The following is a 14067-nucleotide window of genomic DNA, read 5'->3' on the forward strand; positions in this document are numbered from 1 at the left end:
CAAACACCAAGAGCCCTGCATGGCGATATGCAGAGCCGGGGGCCGCCGGGAGGAGGTCCCGGCGGCCCCCGGCTCAAGAGGGGGGTTACCCCCAGTGCGTCGGGGGTCGCGCTTCCCATAGCGTGGTGTGTATGACCGGTATGGACGCGCGGGACGCCGACCTGAAGAAGGAACTCCACGCCACCCTTCAGGCCCGCAGGGAGCTGGGCGAGGAGTACGAGTCGGCGCTGGTCGATTCCTTCATGGAGAAGATCGAGCAGCGCCTCGACGGCACGATCGACCGTCGGCTGCGGCGGCAACTGGCCGAGCAGCAGATGACGGTGGCCCGTGGCGCCCGGTCGCCGGGGACCACGGACTCCTGGGGCGAGCGCTTCGGCTTCGCCGTCGTGTCGCTGGTGCTCGCGATACCGCTCTCGGCGATCGCCGGCGCCTTCGGACATCTGGCCGGTGTGCTGCTCGCCTGGGTGGGCATCGTCGGCGTCAATGTGGTCCAGGCGGCCCGGACCCATCCCGGCCTCTTCGGCCTCCACACCAAGTCCTCACAGGACGAGGGCTGGAAGGACTGACACGCCCACCACGGCGGTCACCCCGGGCGCCCTGCCGACGGCGCCGATGAAGAGATGCGCGGGGACCGCCGCACCCCCGTTGCCGGGGGGCGGGACGACGGCGGTCCCCGCGAGGGACGCGGGGCCCGCATGGGCCGGCTGCGCGTCCGTGGCGTCCATGGAGGTCCGGGAGCCGCTCCGGATGTCCCTGGCGCCGTTTCGGTTGCCGGCCGATGAGGGGCGCATCCGGTGCTCGGCGCCCCGGTGGCGTTCCCCTCGTCCTGCCGACACCCCTTACTGTGCCGGAGCCGTGTTAAGCCGGTGCTTCGCGGACGTGACGTACGCGTACCACTTCCGCGAAGCCCTTCTTCCGGCGGTGCCGCGCCCACGGCCGATGCGCCGTGCGGCGGCTGCCTACTGCTTGCCGCCCTTGGCCAGGAACGCCAGCAGGTCCTGCCGGCTGACCACTCCGGTCGGCTTGCCCTCGACGAGGACGATCGCCGCGTCGGCGTCGCCGAGCACGGACATCAGGTCCCCGACCGGCTCGCCGGAGCCGACCTGCGGCAGCGGTGCGGACATGTGCTTCTCCAGCGGGTCGTCGAGCGAGGCGCGCTTGGTGAACAGGGCGTCCAGCAGCTCACGCTCGACGACGGACCCCACGACCTCGGCGGCCATCACATCCGGGTGACCGGCGCCGGGCTTGACGATCGGCATCTGGGAGACGCCGTACTCCCGCAGCACCTCGATGGCCTGGCCCACCGTCTCGTCGGGGTGCATATGGACGAGGGAGGGGATGGTGCCGCCGGCCTTGTCCTGCAGCACGTCCGCGACCCGGGCGCTGGGGCCGGCGTCCTCCAGGAAGCCGTAGTCCGCCATCCACTCGTCGTTGAAGATCTTGCTGAGGTAGCCGCGTCCGCTGTCGGGCAGCAGCACGACCACGACATCGTCCGGCCCCAGACGCTCGGCGACCCGCAGCGCCGCCACGACCGCCATGCCGCAGGAGCCGCCGACCAGCAGCCCCTCCTCCTTGGCCAGCCGCCGGGTCATCTGGAAGGAGTCCTTGTCGGACACGGCGACGATCTCGTCGGCGACCGTCCGGTCGTAGGCGGTCGGCCAGAAGTCCTCACCGACGCCCTCGACCAGATAGGGACGCCCGGATCCGCCGGAGTACACCGAGCCCTCGGGGTCGGCGCCGACCACCTGGACACGCCCGCCGCTGGCCTCCTTCAGATAGCGCCCGGTGCCGGAGATGGTCCCGCCGGTGCCGACGCCGGCGACAAAGTGGGTGATCTTCCCCTCCGTCTGTTCCCACAGCTCGGGGCCGGTCGAGTGATAGTGCGACAGCGGGTTGTTCGGGTTGGAGTACTGGTCGGGCTTCCAGGCGTCGGGGGTCTCACGGACCAGACGGTCGGAGACGTTGTAGTAGGAGTCCGGGTGCTCCGGGTCCACCGCCGTCGGGCACACGACCACCTCGGCGCCATAGGCCCGCAGCACGTTGATCTTGTCCGTGGACACCTTGTCGGGGCATACGAAGATGCACTTGTAGCCCTTCTGCTGGGCCACGATCGCCAGGCCCACCCCGGTGTTCCCGCTGGTCGGCTCGACGATCGTGCCGCCCGGCTTCAGCTCGCCGCTCTTCTCGGCCGCCTCGATCATGCGCAGGGCGATCCGGTCCTTCACGGAACCGCCGGGGTTGAAGTACTCGACCTTCGCCAGCACGGTCGCCTGGATCCCGGCGGTCACGCGGTTGAGCCTCACCAGCGGGGTGTTGCCGACGAGACTGATCATCGAGTCGTGGAATTGCACCGTTGTCTCCGGTTGCTGCAAAGAAGTGGTCCTGATGGTTCCGCCAGCGTAAGCGGTCCCGTGCCCGGGACGGCCCGTGCGCACGGGCCGTCCCGGGCGTTCACCCCTCGTCAAGATTGGACGACGGTGCGTACGGGGCAAGCAGTGGATGTAGGGCGGGCTAAGAGGAGGTGGCGGCGACGCATGTCGAGCATGTCTAGGGCGAGGGTGGCCCGGCGCATCGCGGCGGGCGCGGCATACGGCGGCGGCGGGATCGGACTGGTCGGCGCGGCCGCCGTCGGACTGCTGCTCGCCGAGGTGCAGATGGCCAAGCGCCATGTGGGCAACGGGCACAGCCCGCACCCGCCGAGCGCGGACGGCCTGTACGGCTGGGGCTACCCCCGCTCACGAGGGTCCGAGAGCGACGAGCCGCCGCTGCGGCTGACGATGCTCGGTGACTCCACGGCCGCGGGGCAGGGCGTGCACCGCTCCCGCCAGACGCCCGGCTCGCTGCTGGCCTCCGGCCTGGCCGCGGTGGCGGAACGCCCGGTGGAGCTGCGGGTGGTGGCCCTTCCCGGGGCACAGTCGGACGATCTGGACCGCCAGGTGGCGCTGACGCTGGAGGACCAACGGCAGGTGCCCGACATCTGCGTGATCATGATCGGTGCGAACGATGTCACGCACCGGATGCCGGCGACGCGCTCGGTGCGCCATCTGGCGGCGGCGGTCCGCCGGCTGCGCACCGCGGGCGCGGAGGTGGTGGTGGGCACCTGCCCCGACCTCGGCACGATCGAGCCGGTCCAGCAGCCGCTGCGCTGGCTGGCCCGCCGCACCTCCCGGCAGCTGGCCGCGGCCCAGACGATCGGGGTCGTCGAGCAGGGGGGCCGCACGGTGTCGCTGGGCGATCTGCTGGGCCCCGAGTTCGCGGCGAACCCGAGGGAGCTCTTCGGCCCCGACAACTACCACCCCTCGGCGGAGGGTTACGCCACCGCGGCGATGGCGGTCCTGCCGACGGTCTGCGCGGCCCTGGGCCTGTGGCCGGCGGAGGAGGAGCGCCCGGACGCCTCGCGCCGGGAGGGCTTCCTGCCGGTGGCCCGCGCCGCCGCCGAGGCCGCGTCGGAGGCGGGCACCGAGGTCACGGCCGCCCTGCCGACGGGGCCCCGGGGCCCCTGGGCCCTCCTCAAGCGCAGGCGCCGCCGCCGTCTGCCCACCCCGGAGGCGGCCCCGGCCACGGCCCCGGAGCCCACGACCTGAGCGGACGACTCCGGGCCGCCGCCCCGCCCGCCCGGTCCGTGCGGGACTCCCCCCACGGGCCGGGCGGGAGTCCCGCGCACCGGTGGACGAGCACAGGGAGAGTGCGGCCCGCGTCACACTCCGCCTCCCGTGACCTTCACCGTACGTACGGGTAACTTCCCTCACAGCCCTGCCTTTCCTCGTGCACTGGAGCCGTGATGCCCGAAGCCGTCATCGTCTCGACCGCCCGCTCCCCCATCGGCCGCGCCTTCAAGGGCTCCCTGAAGGACCTCCGCCCCGACGACCTCACCGCCACGATCGTCCGGGCCGCCCTGGACAAGATCCCCGCACTGGACCCGGAGGACATCGACGACCTGATGCTCGGCTGTGGCCTCCCCGGCGGCGAGCAGGGCCACAACCTCGGCCGGATCGTCGCCGTACAGCTGGGGATGGACCACCTCCCGGGGTGCACCGTCACCCGTTACTGCTCCTCCTCGCTGCAGACCTCCCGGATGGCCCTGCACGCCATCAAGGCCGGTGAGGGTGATGTCTTCGTCTCCGCGGGCGTCGAGATGGTGAGCCGCAGCACCAAGGGCACCTCCGACGGACTCCCGGACACCCACAACCCGCTCTTCGCCGACGCCGAGGCCCGTACCGCCGCCGTCGCCGGGTCCGAGGGCGCCGGCTGGCACGACCCGCGCGAGGACGGCCTGCTGCCCGACCCGTACATCGCGATGGGCCAGACCGCCGAGAACCTCGCCCGGCTGAAGGGCATCACCCGCGAGGAGATGGACGAGTTCGGCGTCCGCTCGCAGTACCTCGCCGAGCAGGCCATCGCCAAGGGCTTCTGGGAGCGCGAGATCACCCCGGTGCCCCTCCCGGACGGGACGGTGATCAGCAAGGACGACGGCCCCCGCGCCGGCGTCACCCTGGAGGGCGTGGCCGGCCTGAAGCCCGTCTTCCGGCCCGACGGCCGGGTCACCGCGGGCAACTGCTGCCCGCTGAACGACGGCGCCGCCGCCGTGATCATCATGAGCGACACCAAGGCCCGTGAGCTGGGCCTCACCCCACTGGCCCGGATCGTGTCCACCGGGGTGTCCGCGCTCTCCCCGGAGATCATGGGTCTCGGGCCGGTCGAGGCCAGCAAGCAGGCCCTGAGGCGCGCCGGTCTCACCATCGGCGACATCGACCTCGTCGAGATCAACGAGGCCTTCGCCGCGCAGGTCATCCCCTCCTACCGCGAGCTGGGCATCCCGCTGGAGAAGCTGAACGTCAACGGCGGCGCCATCGCCGTCGGCCACCCCTTCGGCATGACCGGCGCCCGCATCACCGGCACCCTGATCAACTCCCTCCAGTGGCACGACAAGCAGTTCGGCCTGGAGACGATGTGCGTCGGCGGCGGCCAGGGCATGGCCATGGTGATCGAGCGCCTCTCCTGACCGCGTGACGCCGTCGCGCCCCGCGCGAAGGCCCGGAGCCCCGTCCGCCAGGGGGCTTCGGGCCATTTTGTGATTCAATCATCCCCAGGATGTGACCTATCTCCCCCGAGAAGGGGTTTGGGCAGGTCAGGCCGCTTCACAGGTCGGTACCGGGGCCAGGTCCTGTCCGTTTCGTGACATCACGCACTGACAGCTGGTTAGTCCACCCTTCAAGCTGATGTAGGAAGTCGGGGGTCGACTGTGAACCGGGAGTACGTCAGTGAGCGCCATGCCGATAGCTCTGCTGCTCACCACGGCCGCCACGGCGGGCGTGGGCGTCGCCGTCCTGTGCAGCGTGCGGTCGCTGCGCCGACATGTCGCGGCCCTGCACACCGAACTCGTCGCGAGCCGTGCCGCGCAGACGCGCGGGCTGGTGCCCGCCGCCCGCTCCACCGCCGACGCGGAGGAGATACGGGCCGCCGTGGCCGAGGCGCTCGCCGAGGAACGGGAGCGTGAACTGGCCGAGGCGCGGGCCTTCTGGGCCGCCCAGGAGGCCAGGGACATCGCCGACACCCCCACCCTGCTCGGTCTGTCCGACAGCGATCTGTTCCTGCCCCGTCCGTCGGACTTCGCGGGCCTGGAGCCGGTGGCCGAGTCCACCGCCGAGGAGATCGAGTTCGCCGGCGACTCCCCCGAACTGGCGGCCGCCCGCCGCCGCCACCCCTCGCACCCCGACTTCGTACCGGCCCCGTCCCCCGTGGTGAACGACCATGAGCGCACGGTCGCCTGTCTGGAGGACCTGGCCGCCTCCCGCACCGAGCTCTCGGACGTCCGCCCGGGCCCGCTGGGCACCCTCGACGTCTATGTGTTCGCGGACGGTACGACGCTGTGCATGACCCCGGGGCACCGCGAGACCGCGGAGCGGCTGGCGGAGGCCCTGAGCGACGGGCATCCCCCGGTCCTGCTGGGTGGCTCGGGTGTCTCGGGCGCGTACGCGCTGACGTTCGAGTGCGGTGACGAGAGCGTCTATATCCTCGCGGACCGCGTCATCGCCTCCCTGTAGCCCGCCGCCGTCACACCCCGGCGCGTTTCTGCGCCTCCTCCACCAGTGCCACGGCCTCGGCGAGCTCTCGTTCGTCCGTCAGGACCACGGCCAGATCGTGCGCGGCGACCGTGATCTGGTCGGCGGCCGCGAACATGCCCGCGTCCGGCATCTCCCGCGGCTCGGCCGACGGGTCCTCCAGGAGCTGGGCACGGCGTGCCAACTCCCTGGCCAGACCGAGGGCCTCGGCCGCCGCGCTGCGTTGCAGCCGGCTCTGCGGAGCGGCCCGCAGCCGGTCGGCGAAGTGGTCCACGGCCTGGGTCAAAGGCGTCGTATCAAGCACGCCGCGAGACTACGCGTCGCGGCACGACTGTTGCCAACAGGCGGACGCTCGGGCACGGTGACCTGAAGGACCGGCTTCATCGAGTGCGTCCGGAGGCGCCGATGTCCCAGATCTTCTCCGAGGAGACCCACCGCAATCTGCTCGCCCGTATCCCCCATTGCACCGGTCGTGAAGTCTCCGACTGGCTCCGCACCGTCGACGAAGGCCCCGCCCTCTGCTTCGAGGAGAAGGTCAGCTGGCTCCGGCACGAGCACGATCTCGCGTACGGGCACGCCAAGGCGATCATTCACGAGTACGACTTGAGGAGGGCCGCGCGCAAACTGCTCTGAGCGCGCACCAGCGCATCGACGGCCCGTCCGGACCAAGCCCCCGCGACCCGGACCGGAACGGCCCCCGTCACGGCGAAGGGCCCGCGGACCGTGTGCACGGTGCGCGGGCCCTTCGCGGTTCGCCGGTTGCCCTCGGGCACCGGCACCGCTCAGTCGCTGCTGCTGAAGATGGCGACCAGCCGCAGCATCTCCAGGTAGATCCAGACGAGGTGCACGGTCAGGCCGAACGCGGCCAGCCAGGCCTCCTCGCGCGGCGCGCCGTAGGTGATGCCGTCCTCGATCTGCTTGAAGTCGAGGGTCAGGAAGAAGGCGCCGAGCAGGATCGCGATGACGCCGACGATCGCACCCAGCGGGCCCATGCTGCGCAGTCCGCCGTCGGGGGCGACCCCGAAGACGACCAGCAGCATGTTGACCGCCATGGCCAGGACGAAGGCGATGGCGATGGCGGTGCCGATCCTGGCGTACCGGGAGGTCACCCGGATCCAGCCCGCCTTGTAGACGAGCAGGGTGGCGCCGAACACCGCCAGGGTGCCGACCACGGCCTGGAGGGGTGCGCCGCTCCACTGCGCGTTGTACATCTTGCTGACCACGCCGAGGAAGACGCCCTCGAAGGCGGCGTACCCGAGGATCAGCGCGGGCGACGGGGTCCGCTTGAAGGACTGCACCATCGCCAGCACGAACGCGATGAGGCCGGAGCCGATCGCCAGACCGAAACTGGTGGACGTGACCGGCAGCACGGCCCAGGCGAGGACCGCGGCGACGGTGACCGTGCCGAGCGTCATCGCCGAGCGCGTGACGACCTCGTCCATCGTCATCCGGCCGGTGGAGACCGGGGCCCCGGGCGGAGCGCCGGGCTGCGTCTGCTGTGCGTACGGGTTCTGGGCGTAGGGGTTCTGAGCGTACGGATTTCCCTGCGCGTACGGGTTGCCCTGCGTACCGGCAGCGGCTCCCCCGGCCTGCGGCGCGGTGTTGAAGCCCGCGTAGCCGTTGTCGCGGCTGAACCCCCGTCGCGAGAAGACCGGGTTGCTGCTCCTCATTTCACTCCTCCATGGCCACCCTGCGCGGCCTTGGCTCAAGAGTAATGGGTAGGCAAAGGATTGACCCTAGTGCCTGGGAAGGATCTTTCCCTCCGCCTTGTCCGCAACACGCTACGTGTGAACCTTCTTCCCGGCGAGGAACCGCCTCGCTCCCTGACCGACTTGGGACACAGTCGAGACCGGCCGGGGACCCGCCGCGTGTTCCGCCGTGTGTGCCACGTCACTCGGGCGGGCCCGCCGGCCGGGTCACTCCGACGGCTCACTCCAGCGGGTCGGCCCAACAGGCCGGTCCGATGGGTCGGTCCGATGGGTCGGTCCGATGGGCCGCCCTCGGCGGATCACTCCAGCGGGAATCCCGTGTAGCCGTCGGCGAGATCGGTCTCGGCGGCGCGCGAGAGGGCGAGCCGCTCCAGCCGGGCCAGTTGGATGCGCTCGTCGAACGGGGAGGCGTCCGGGAAGCGGTGCAGCAGCGTGGTCATCTCGTATGAGAAGCGCTCGGCCTGCCAGACGCGCCGCAGACAGGTCTCGGAGTAGGCGTCCAGCCGGTCGCTCGACCCGGTGTCCCGCCGATGCGTCAGGGCCCGCGCGAAGGTGGTGACGTCCCCGACCGCGAGGTTGAGCCCCTTGGCGCCGGTCGGCGGCACGATATGGGCGGCGTCCCCGGCGAGGAACAGCCGTCCGTGGCGCATCGGTTCATGGACATGGCTCCGCATCGGGGTGACCGACTTGGCGGTGACGGGTCCCCGGGCCAGCGTCCAGTCGTCGGCGGTCTCGAGGCGCCGCTCCAGCTCGTCCCAGATCTCGTCGTCGGACCATTCCCCGGCGTCCGTACCCTCCGGCACCTGGAGGTAGAGGCGGGAGGTGACGGGTGTGCGCATGCTCAGCAGGGCGAAGCCCCGCTCGTGCCGGGCGTAGACGAGTTCGTCGTGCGAGGGTGCCACATCGGCGAGGATGCCCAGCCAGCCGAAGGGATAGGTGCGTTCGAAGACCCGGGACAGCTCCGCGGGGACCGCCTTGCGGGACACCCCCCAGAAGCCGTCGCAGCCGACGACGTAGTCGCACTCCAGGACGTCCTCCTGGCCCTTGTGCCGGAAGCGGACCCGGGGTCGCTCGGTGGTGACGCCCTCGACGGCCAGCGCCTCCGCTTCGAACAGCAGCGGCCCGCCCTCCCGGAGCTGGAGCGCGATGAGGTCCTTGCAGACCTCGGTCTGGGCGTACACCATCACCGAGCTGCCGCCGGTGAGCGCGGGGAAGTCGATGCGGTGGCGGCGGCGCGCGAAGCGCAGTTCGATCCCGTCGTGGCGCAGCCCCTCGCGGTCCATGCGTTCACCCGCACCCGCGGCCCGCAGCACGTCGACGGTCCCCTGCTCCAGGATCCCGGCGCGCTGGCGGCGCTCGACGTAGCCCCGGTCCCGGCTCTCCAGCACGACCGAGTCGATGCCCTCGTTGCGCAGCAGCCGCGCCAGCAGCAGCCCGGCGGGCCCTGCCCCGATGATGCCGACCGTGGTACGCATTCCGACACCCCTCAACACATACAGCTTGTTCGTCTGGTTCGCCTGGTGAAATTTCCTTCACTTCTATCGAAGCCGAGTGTCCGGCCTCAGCATCCCTCTGTCAACGCCTGGACCCGACGATCGACGAAACCTCATCAGCGGACGTCGCGCGGCCCGGTACATGACGGGCCGCGCCCCGACGCCTTCACCGGCGTCCACCGCACACCCGGCCCGGCAGCGCACACCACGGCACCGGCACCCCTGCCGCACACCCCGGACCCGGGCACCGGGGGATCCACGCCGGACCGGCCGGCGGGATACCACCGAAGGAGCGCATATATAGATGAAGGTGCCCGGAACCGGACTTGAACCAAGCGCGCAAGGCAGACGCGTGCCGGGCCGTCAGATCCCGTCCGCGGCCTTGCACAGCACCGCGGCGCTCGCTGGGATGTCGTGGCTCAGCCGGACCGCGCGATGCGGCAGCTCGGCAAGGCGAGCTGCAACCTCGGCCCGCGCGTTCTCCCGGCCGCCGCCGTCCACGCCCTGGCCCTGCCCGAAGACGTCGGGGTACCGGTCCTCCGTCGCCCCCGACATGAAGTCCGCCTCCCTCAGCGTCCGGGTGCCGCCGATGACGTCCGGCACCGCGTCGGCGTCGACCTGGGGGAAGAGGAGGCCGGCCGCCCGACCGCCGGCGGCCAGCGGCACGTCGAACAGGTCCGGGAACTGGTCCGGGAACACCTGGACCTTCCGCTCCCGCTTCGCGTTCTCCCACAGCGGCGTGTGGTCGCCGGCAAGCAGCGCCTCGGTCACCGACTCGTGCTGCGTCGGGTGGAAGCTGCCTCCGGCCCGCAGGTGCTCGCGCGCCTTGTAGTCCCAGCCGAGCGAGTGGAGCAGGCCGAGGCCGAGCGCGGCAGCGGACGGCCAGGGCACGACCTCGACGTCCCGCTCGCCCGTCGGCCGGACCAGCACCCGGTCGTTGGCGAGGAGCTGCCAGCCGTGCGAGGCGAGCAGCAGCGCCGTGGTGGTCTTCCCGGCCCCCTTGTCCCCGAAGGCGAGGAGGGTCGCGCCGTCGTCCGGCCGTACGACCGCGGAGGAGTGGAGCACGGCCCACCCATCACGGAGGAGCTGGCCGCGGATCGCCTCCCGCGCGAGGCGCGCGGCGGCGAGGGCGAGGGGCTGTGCCTCGGTACCGGCCAGGACGAGACGGCCCGAGGACGGCGTGCTGCGGTACGCGATCCCCTCGCTCGGCGATGCGGCGATGATGTCCTCGTCGTCGCGCGCCATCAGCAGCGGGTGCTTCGCGTAGTCGACGGCCTCAGTGAGCCGGCCGTCGTGGACGAGACGGGTGATCCCCTTGTAGGCGTCCGGCGTGACCTCCGCGATCAGCACAGCCCCGGCGCACACGGCGACGGCATCCACCGATGTGGCGTTCCACCACGGGCCGAAGTAGCGCAGGGCCCAGTCCGTGACCTCTGACCGGTTGCTGAGCACGGTGACGGCCGCGTCGGCGGCCTCAAGTCGAGTAGCGCTGATCATGTAGCGATCCTCTCGGGAAGAGCAGGGAGTTGGGCGTAGGCGTCGCGGAGACTGCTGGCCGCAGAGTCCAGACGCAGGCGTTCAAAACGAGTGAGGGAAGGCAGGGACGGTGCGGCCTGGCCACCGGTGAAGCGGAGCGGAATTCCGAGGTAGACGTCCCCGTACGGGACGGACAGCTCCTCGATGCCGTCGACCAGGCCGAGGACCTTGCGGAGCGTGGAGAGCACCGCGCCCGCGGGCCCGCAGCGGGTGCGGCCGATGCCGTTACGGATCAGTGCCGGGCGCCGCTGGAGGTCTTCCACCACAGCGCGCACCGAGACCGCGACCGGGCGGCTGCCGACGGTGGTCGTCGACGCGCACACCACGGCACGGTCGCCGTGCTCGCCGATCACATGACCGCGCACCAACTCCGGGGAGACCTGGGCGTACCCCGCCAGCAGGAGCCGGTACCTCGCCGAGTCGAGGTTCGACCCGATCCCGAAGACCCGCGAGCAGCCCGACACGTCGGCGAACCGGCGGGCCATCAGGTCGACCGGGTTCGTCACGACCAGGACGGTCCCGCCGTACCCGCGCAGTTCCCGCGCCAGCTCGCCGAGAGCGGGAGCGTTCGCCGCCGCCCCGCCGCGCCGGATGTCCCGCTCGGCCGTGTTCTTGAAGTCGGTCCGCAGGACGATCACGACCGCATCGCAGCCGTGAAGGTCGGCGACCTCACCAACCTCGACCAGGGACCGGGAGCGGGCGGTGTGCGCGAGGTCCTGGAGATCGGCGGCTAAGCCCTGCACCGGGCCAGGCCGCCGGGACACGACGAGAAGACGTTCAGGTAAGCCCGCGGTAACCAGGCTCGCGGCGACGGTCTGCCCGACGGCACCCGCCCCAACGATCCCCACCCCCGGGCCGCTCACCGCGCGCTCCCCGCGGTGTGCTCCACCTCGGAGAAGACCGCGTCCAGGAGCCGGGGGCCGGCCATCGACCCCACGAGGAGGGCGCTCACCCGGTCGACGACACCCGCGACCGTGCGGGCCTGGGCGACAAGGGCCTGCTGATGGGGCGCCAGGGGGAGCCCCGGCGGCGCGCTGAGGCAGGTGCTCAGGATGCTCACGGTGTCCATGAGCCACAGGACCAGGACCTCCCGGAGCCGGGCCGCTCGTTCCCGCTCGGGCAGTGCCGCGATGTGCCGGGCGAGCGTGGACGCGACGCCTTGCACGATCTGCCGTCCGGTCTGCGGCTCCGGGTGGCCGACAGCGAGGAGGAGGGCCCGGCCGGTGAGCTTCGCGACGTCCGGCTGAGGACCGACGGCCCACTGCACGGCCGGGTCGATGAAGACGAGGTGCCCGCTGTCGGTGAAGACGTGCTCGGGCTTGAGGTCCCCGAACACGACGGTGTCCCGGCGGGGCGAGATCGCACTGGACATCCGGAGCAGCCGCCACACCGCGTTCTGCACCAGCTCGATGATCTCGCGGCGCTCGTACTCCGGGAGCCCGCTGTCCCGGCCGAGCGCCCGCAGATAGGCGGTGGTGCTCAGGCCGTTGAACTTCCGGCAGAAGACGCCGACGACGGATCGCTCGCCGATCGGCGCCGCTCCGCGCAGACACTCGGCGCCGGCCGGGCCGTGCAGATCGCCGAGCGCGTCGAGGACCGCCTCGAGGAGCGCGCCCGTCTCCCACGGACGGGCGGACAGCCCGTCGGCCAACGGTGTACCAGCGACGACCTGCGTGAACAGGACTCCGCCGTGCAGACCCGCGGTCCCGCACACCCGGGGACGGCCGAGCTTCCGTAGGAACTCCAGGTTCTGAGCCTCGCGCGCGGTCAGCAGCTCGGCGCTGGCGACGTAGGCACGCTGCGCTTCCTGGACCTCTTCCCACGTCCCTGCGGCGCCCCACAGGATCGACACCAAGGACATACCGAGCCAACTGTATTTGGCAATCACCTCCTCGCCGTCCACCATGACCCGGCAGACGTACGACGTGACGCTCGGGCACTGCGGGCCAAGGACGACGTCCTTGTTCGGCCACAGCTCTGCAACTGCGCGGGTGATGATCCGCTGGCTAGCGGTGTGCAGCAGCGCCGCACTCACCGTCGTGGTCTCGCTCGTAGTGAGGGTCACCGGCCGTCTCCTTGTGGGATCGCGCTTCCTCTGGGTGCTGGTCACGTTTCGGGGTGCGTCATGGGGCAGGCGGCAGGACGAGAGCCGCCTTGGTCGGGAGCGGTCAGGCCCGATGGCGGCGAAGGGGGGAGCCCCGGCGCGGAGAGGTGCGTACGCCACGGGGGAGGGGCGTTGGAGTACCTCTCCGCGCCGGGAGTTGTCCTGTCCGATGGCCTGGGCCGAAGGCATTCGGGCCACCGGACAGCGCTCTATGCCGCCTCCTTGAGGCACTTGGCAGCGATGAGCCGCTCCAGCAGCTCGTTAAGGGTCTAGCCCATCCGGCGCGGATGCCCGACGGCCGTCCAGTGATCGCAGGGCCTCCCCCGTCGAACGCCTCCCACTCGCGCAGCCTCGCCAGGACGGTCGCCAGCTCCTCGCCGTCGAGTGGCGGTGGTGTCCACCGGGGTGCGGGGCGGGTCCAGCGCTGAACCGGCGCGATCACCGGGCCTCCCCCCGTAAGGCAAGGCAGCACCAAGCGCACGTGCCATCCTCCGTGAATCCCCAACTGCCGCCCAGCTCGGTGACGAGAACGTCAACGAGAACCAGGCCGCGCCCGCTCTCCTGCTCGGTACCGGCGTGGAAAGGCGCGGGGACGGGCGAGGGCGAGTTGTCGTGCACCTCGATGCGGAGTTCGTCCGGCGCCGACATCCAGCCCCGCACGTCGATGGACTCGCGTCGGCCGTGCTGCACCGCGTTGGTGCAGAGCTCCGACACGACGATCACGACGGCGTCAACCTGGTCTTCCGTCATCCGGCAGTGGCAGCGAATCCACGCCTTCGTGACGCGCCGGGCAACCCGCACGCTGGTCGGTTCGGATCGGAGCGCCATGTCGAAGGCCGGCAGAACAGCCGTCGGTCCCTTGGGGACTGAGCGCGGAGGCTCCATCAGCAGGCTGGTCGATCCGGCATCTCTGGGGCGCATGGGGGAATCTCCCTGGTCCAGGATTGTGCTCATCCGGGCACTCTCAGCGACGGTCGGTAAGAGCCTTGCAACCCGGCGCGGACGGCTCTACCCCCAACCCGGCCCCGGCTTTTGAGGGGGACGTTGACGGTTCTCCTCGACTTTTCCCCGGACGTCCCCCGGGTCCGCTGAGTACCGTCCATATGGGGCAACTTGAGAGCAACAGCGTTCTACCGTCGTGGCAGTGACGTGCTAGGCGACCG

The 14067-nt window shown here is 71.2% G+C and carries 13 protein-coding genes; 5 read left to right on the forward strand and 8 right to left on the reverse strand.

What is annotated here, in order from left to right; translation table 11 throughout:
- The first annotated feature begins 131 nt into the window (after positions 1-131).
- On the forward strand, positions 132-566 hold the full coding sequence (locus tag CP978_RS14325) for a hypothetical protein (RefSeq protein ID WP_162484964.1): 435 nt from the start codon (positions 132-134) through the stop codon (positions 564-566).
- Positions 567-959: 393 nt separating this feature from the next.
- Here the strand turns inward: CP978_RS14325 and CP978_RS14330 are convergent, their stop codons facing one another.
- Positions 960-2351, reverse strand: a complete 1392-nt coding sequence (locus tag CP978_RS14330; RefSeq protein ID WP_043440901.1) for a cystathionine beta-synthase — start codon at positions 2349-2351, stop codon at positions 960-962.
- A gap of 183 nt (positions 2352-2534) precedes the next feature.
- Between CP978_RS14330 and CP978_RS14335 the strand changes: the two genes are divergently transcribed.
- From CP978_RS14335 to CP978_RS14345, 3 genes are all read left to right on the forward strand, one after another.
- The gene (locus CP978_RS14335; RefSeq protein WP_174498634.1) at positions 2535-3584 is read left to right on the forward strand and encodes an SGNH/GDSL hydrolase family protein; all 1050 of its coding nucleotides are present in this window, start codon (positions 2535-2537) and stop codon (positions 3582-3584) included.
- A 197-nt stretch (positions 3585-3781) separates the two neighbouring features.
- The gene (locus tag CP978_RS14340) at positions 3782-5002 is read left to right on the forward strand and encodes an acetyl-CoA C-acetyltransferase (RefSeq protein ID WP_043440906.1); all 1221 of its coding nucleotides are present in this window, start codon (positions 3782-3784) and stop codon (positions 5000-5002) included.
- Positions 5003-5270: 268 nt separating this feature from the next.
- Complete coding sequence (locus CP978_RS14345; RefSeq protein ID WP_043440908.1) at positions 5271-6044, forward strand: hypothetical protein; 774 nt, start codon at positions 5271-5273, stop codon at positions 6042-6044.
- Positions 6045-6054: 10 nt separating this feature from the next.
- On the opposite strand, the gene CP978_RS14350 is transcribed toward CP978_RS14345, so the two are convergent.
- Positions 6055-6366 carry a hypothetical protein gene (locus CP978_RS14350; protein ID WP_079162145.1) on the reverse strand — a complete coding sequence of 104 codons (312 nt, stop codon included), beginning with the start codon at positions 6364-6366 and terminating at the stop codon, positions 6055-6057.
- A 101-nt stretch (positions 6367-6467) separates the two neighbouring features.
- Here CP978_RS14350 and CP978_RS14355 point away from each other — a divergent pair, with 101 nt between their 5' ends.
- Positions 6468-6695, forward strand: coding sequence for a DUF4287 domain-containing protein (locus CP978_RS14355; RefSeq protein WP_043440911.1), 228 nt, complete (start codon positions 6468-6470; stop codon positions 6693-6695).
- A gap of 149 nt (positions 6696-6844) precedes the next feature.
- On the opposite strand, the gene CP978_RS14360 is transcribed toward CP978_RS14355, so the two are convergent.
- The 6 genes from CP978_RS14360 to CP978_RS14385 all read right to left on the reverse strand — a co-directional run bounded on the left by CP978_RS14360 (position 6845) and on the right by CP978_RS14385 (position 13858).
- Positions 6845-7732 carry a Bax inhibitor-1/YccA family protein gene (locus CP978_RS14360; RefSeq protein WP_043440912.1) on the reverse strand — a complete coding sequence of 296 codons (888 nt, stop codon included), beginning with the start codon at positions 7730-7732 and terminating at the stop codon, positions 6845-6847.
- A gap of 338 nt (positions 7733-8070) precedes the next feature.
- Positions 8071-9246, reverse strand: coding sequence for a 4-hydroxybenzoate 3-monooxygenase (locus CP978_RS14365; RefSeq protein ID WP_043440914.1), 1176 nt, complete (start codon positions 9244-9246; stop codon positions 8071-8073).
- Between the two features lie 381 nt (positions 9247-9627).
- Positions 9628-10761 (reverse strand): phosphoenolpyruvate carboxykinase (ATP), encoded by a 1134-nt coding sequence (locus CP978_RS14370; protein ID WP_043440915.1) that lies wholly within the window; start codon positions 10759-10761, stop codon positions 9628-9630.
- Complete coding sequence (locus tag CP978_RS14375) at positions 10758-11663, reverse strand: lactate/malate family dehydrogenase (RefSeq protein ID WP_043440917.1); 906 nt, start codon at positions 11661-11663, stop codon at positions 10758-10760. Before CP978_RS14375 ends, CP978_RS14370 begins: the two co-directional genes overlap by 4 nt.
- Complete coding sequence (locus tag CP978_RS14380; RefSeq protein WP_052454118.1) at positions 11660-12865, reverse strand: hypothetical protein; 1206 nt, start codon at positions 12863-12865, stop codon at positions 11660-11662. Before CP978_RS14380 ends, CP978_RS14375 begins: the two co-directional genes overlap by 4 nt.
- A 477-nt stretch (positions 12866-13342) precedes the next feature.
- On the reverse strand, positions 13343-13858 hold the full coding sequence (locus CP978_RS14385) for an ATP-binding protein (RefSeq protein WP_052454119.1): 516 nt from the start codon (positions 13856-13858) through the stop codon (positions 13343-13345).
- Positions 13859-14067 lie beyond the last annotated feature (209 nt).

Source organism: Streptomyces nodosus (assembly GCF_008704995.1).
Lineage (GTDB): Bacteria > Actinomycetota > Actinomycetes > Streptomycetales > Streptomycetaceae > Streptomyces > Streptomyces nodosus.

Coding starts and splice junctions, on each gene's coding strand:
- CP978_RS14355 (WP_043440911.1), top strand. CDS start 6,468: ATGTCCCAGATCTTCTCCGAGGAGACCCACCGCAATCTGCTCGCCCGT.
- CP978_RS14325 (WP_162484964.1), top strand. CDS start 132: ATGACCGGTATGGACGCGCGGGACGCCGACCTGAAGAAGGAACTCCAC.
- CP978_RS14345 (WP_043440908.1), top strand. CDS start 5,271: ATGCCGATAGCTCTGCTGCTCACCACGGCCGCCACGGCGGGCGTGGGC.
- CP978_RS14335 (WP_174498634.1), top strand. CDS start 2,535: ATGTCGAGCATGTCTAGGGCGAGGGTGGCCCGGCGCATCGCGGCGGGC.
- CP978_RS14365 (WP_043440914.1), bottom strand. CDS start 9,246: ATGCGTACCACGGTCGGCATCATCGGGGCAGGGCCCGCCGGGCTGCTG.
- CP978_RS14360 (WP_043440912.1), bottom strand. CDS start 7,732: ATGAGGAGCAGCAACCCGGTCTTCTCGCGACGGGGGTTCAGCCGCGAC.
- CP978_RS14370 (WP_043440915.1), bottom strand. CDS start 10,761: ATGATCAGCGCTACTCGACTTGAGGCCGCCGACGCGGCCGTCACCGTG.
- CP978_RS14385 (WP_052454119.1), bottom strand. CDS start 13,858: ATGAGCACAATCCTGGACCAGGGAGATTCCCCCATGCGCCCCAGAGAT.
- CP978_RS14340 (WP_043440906.1), top strand. CDS start 3,782: ATGCCCGAAGCCGTCATCGTCTCGACCGCCCGCTCCCCCATCGGCCGC.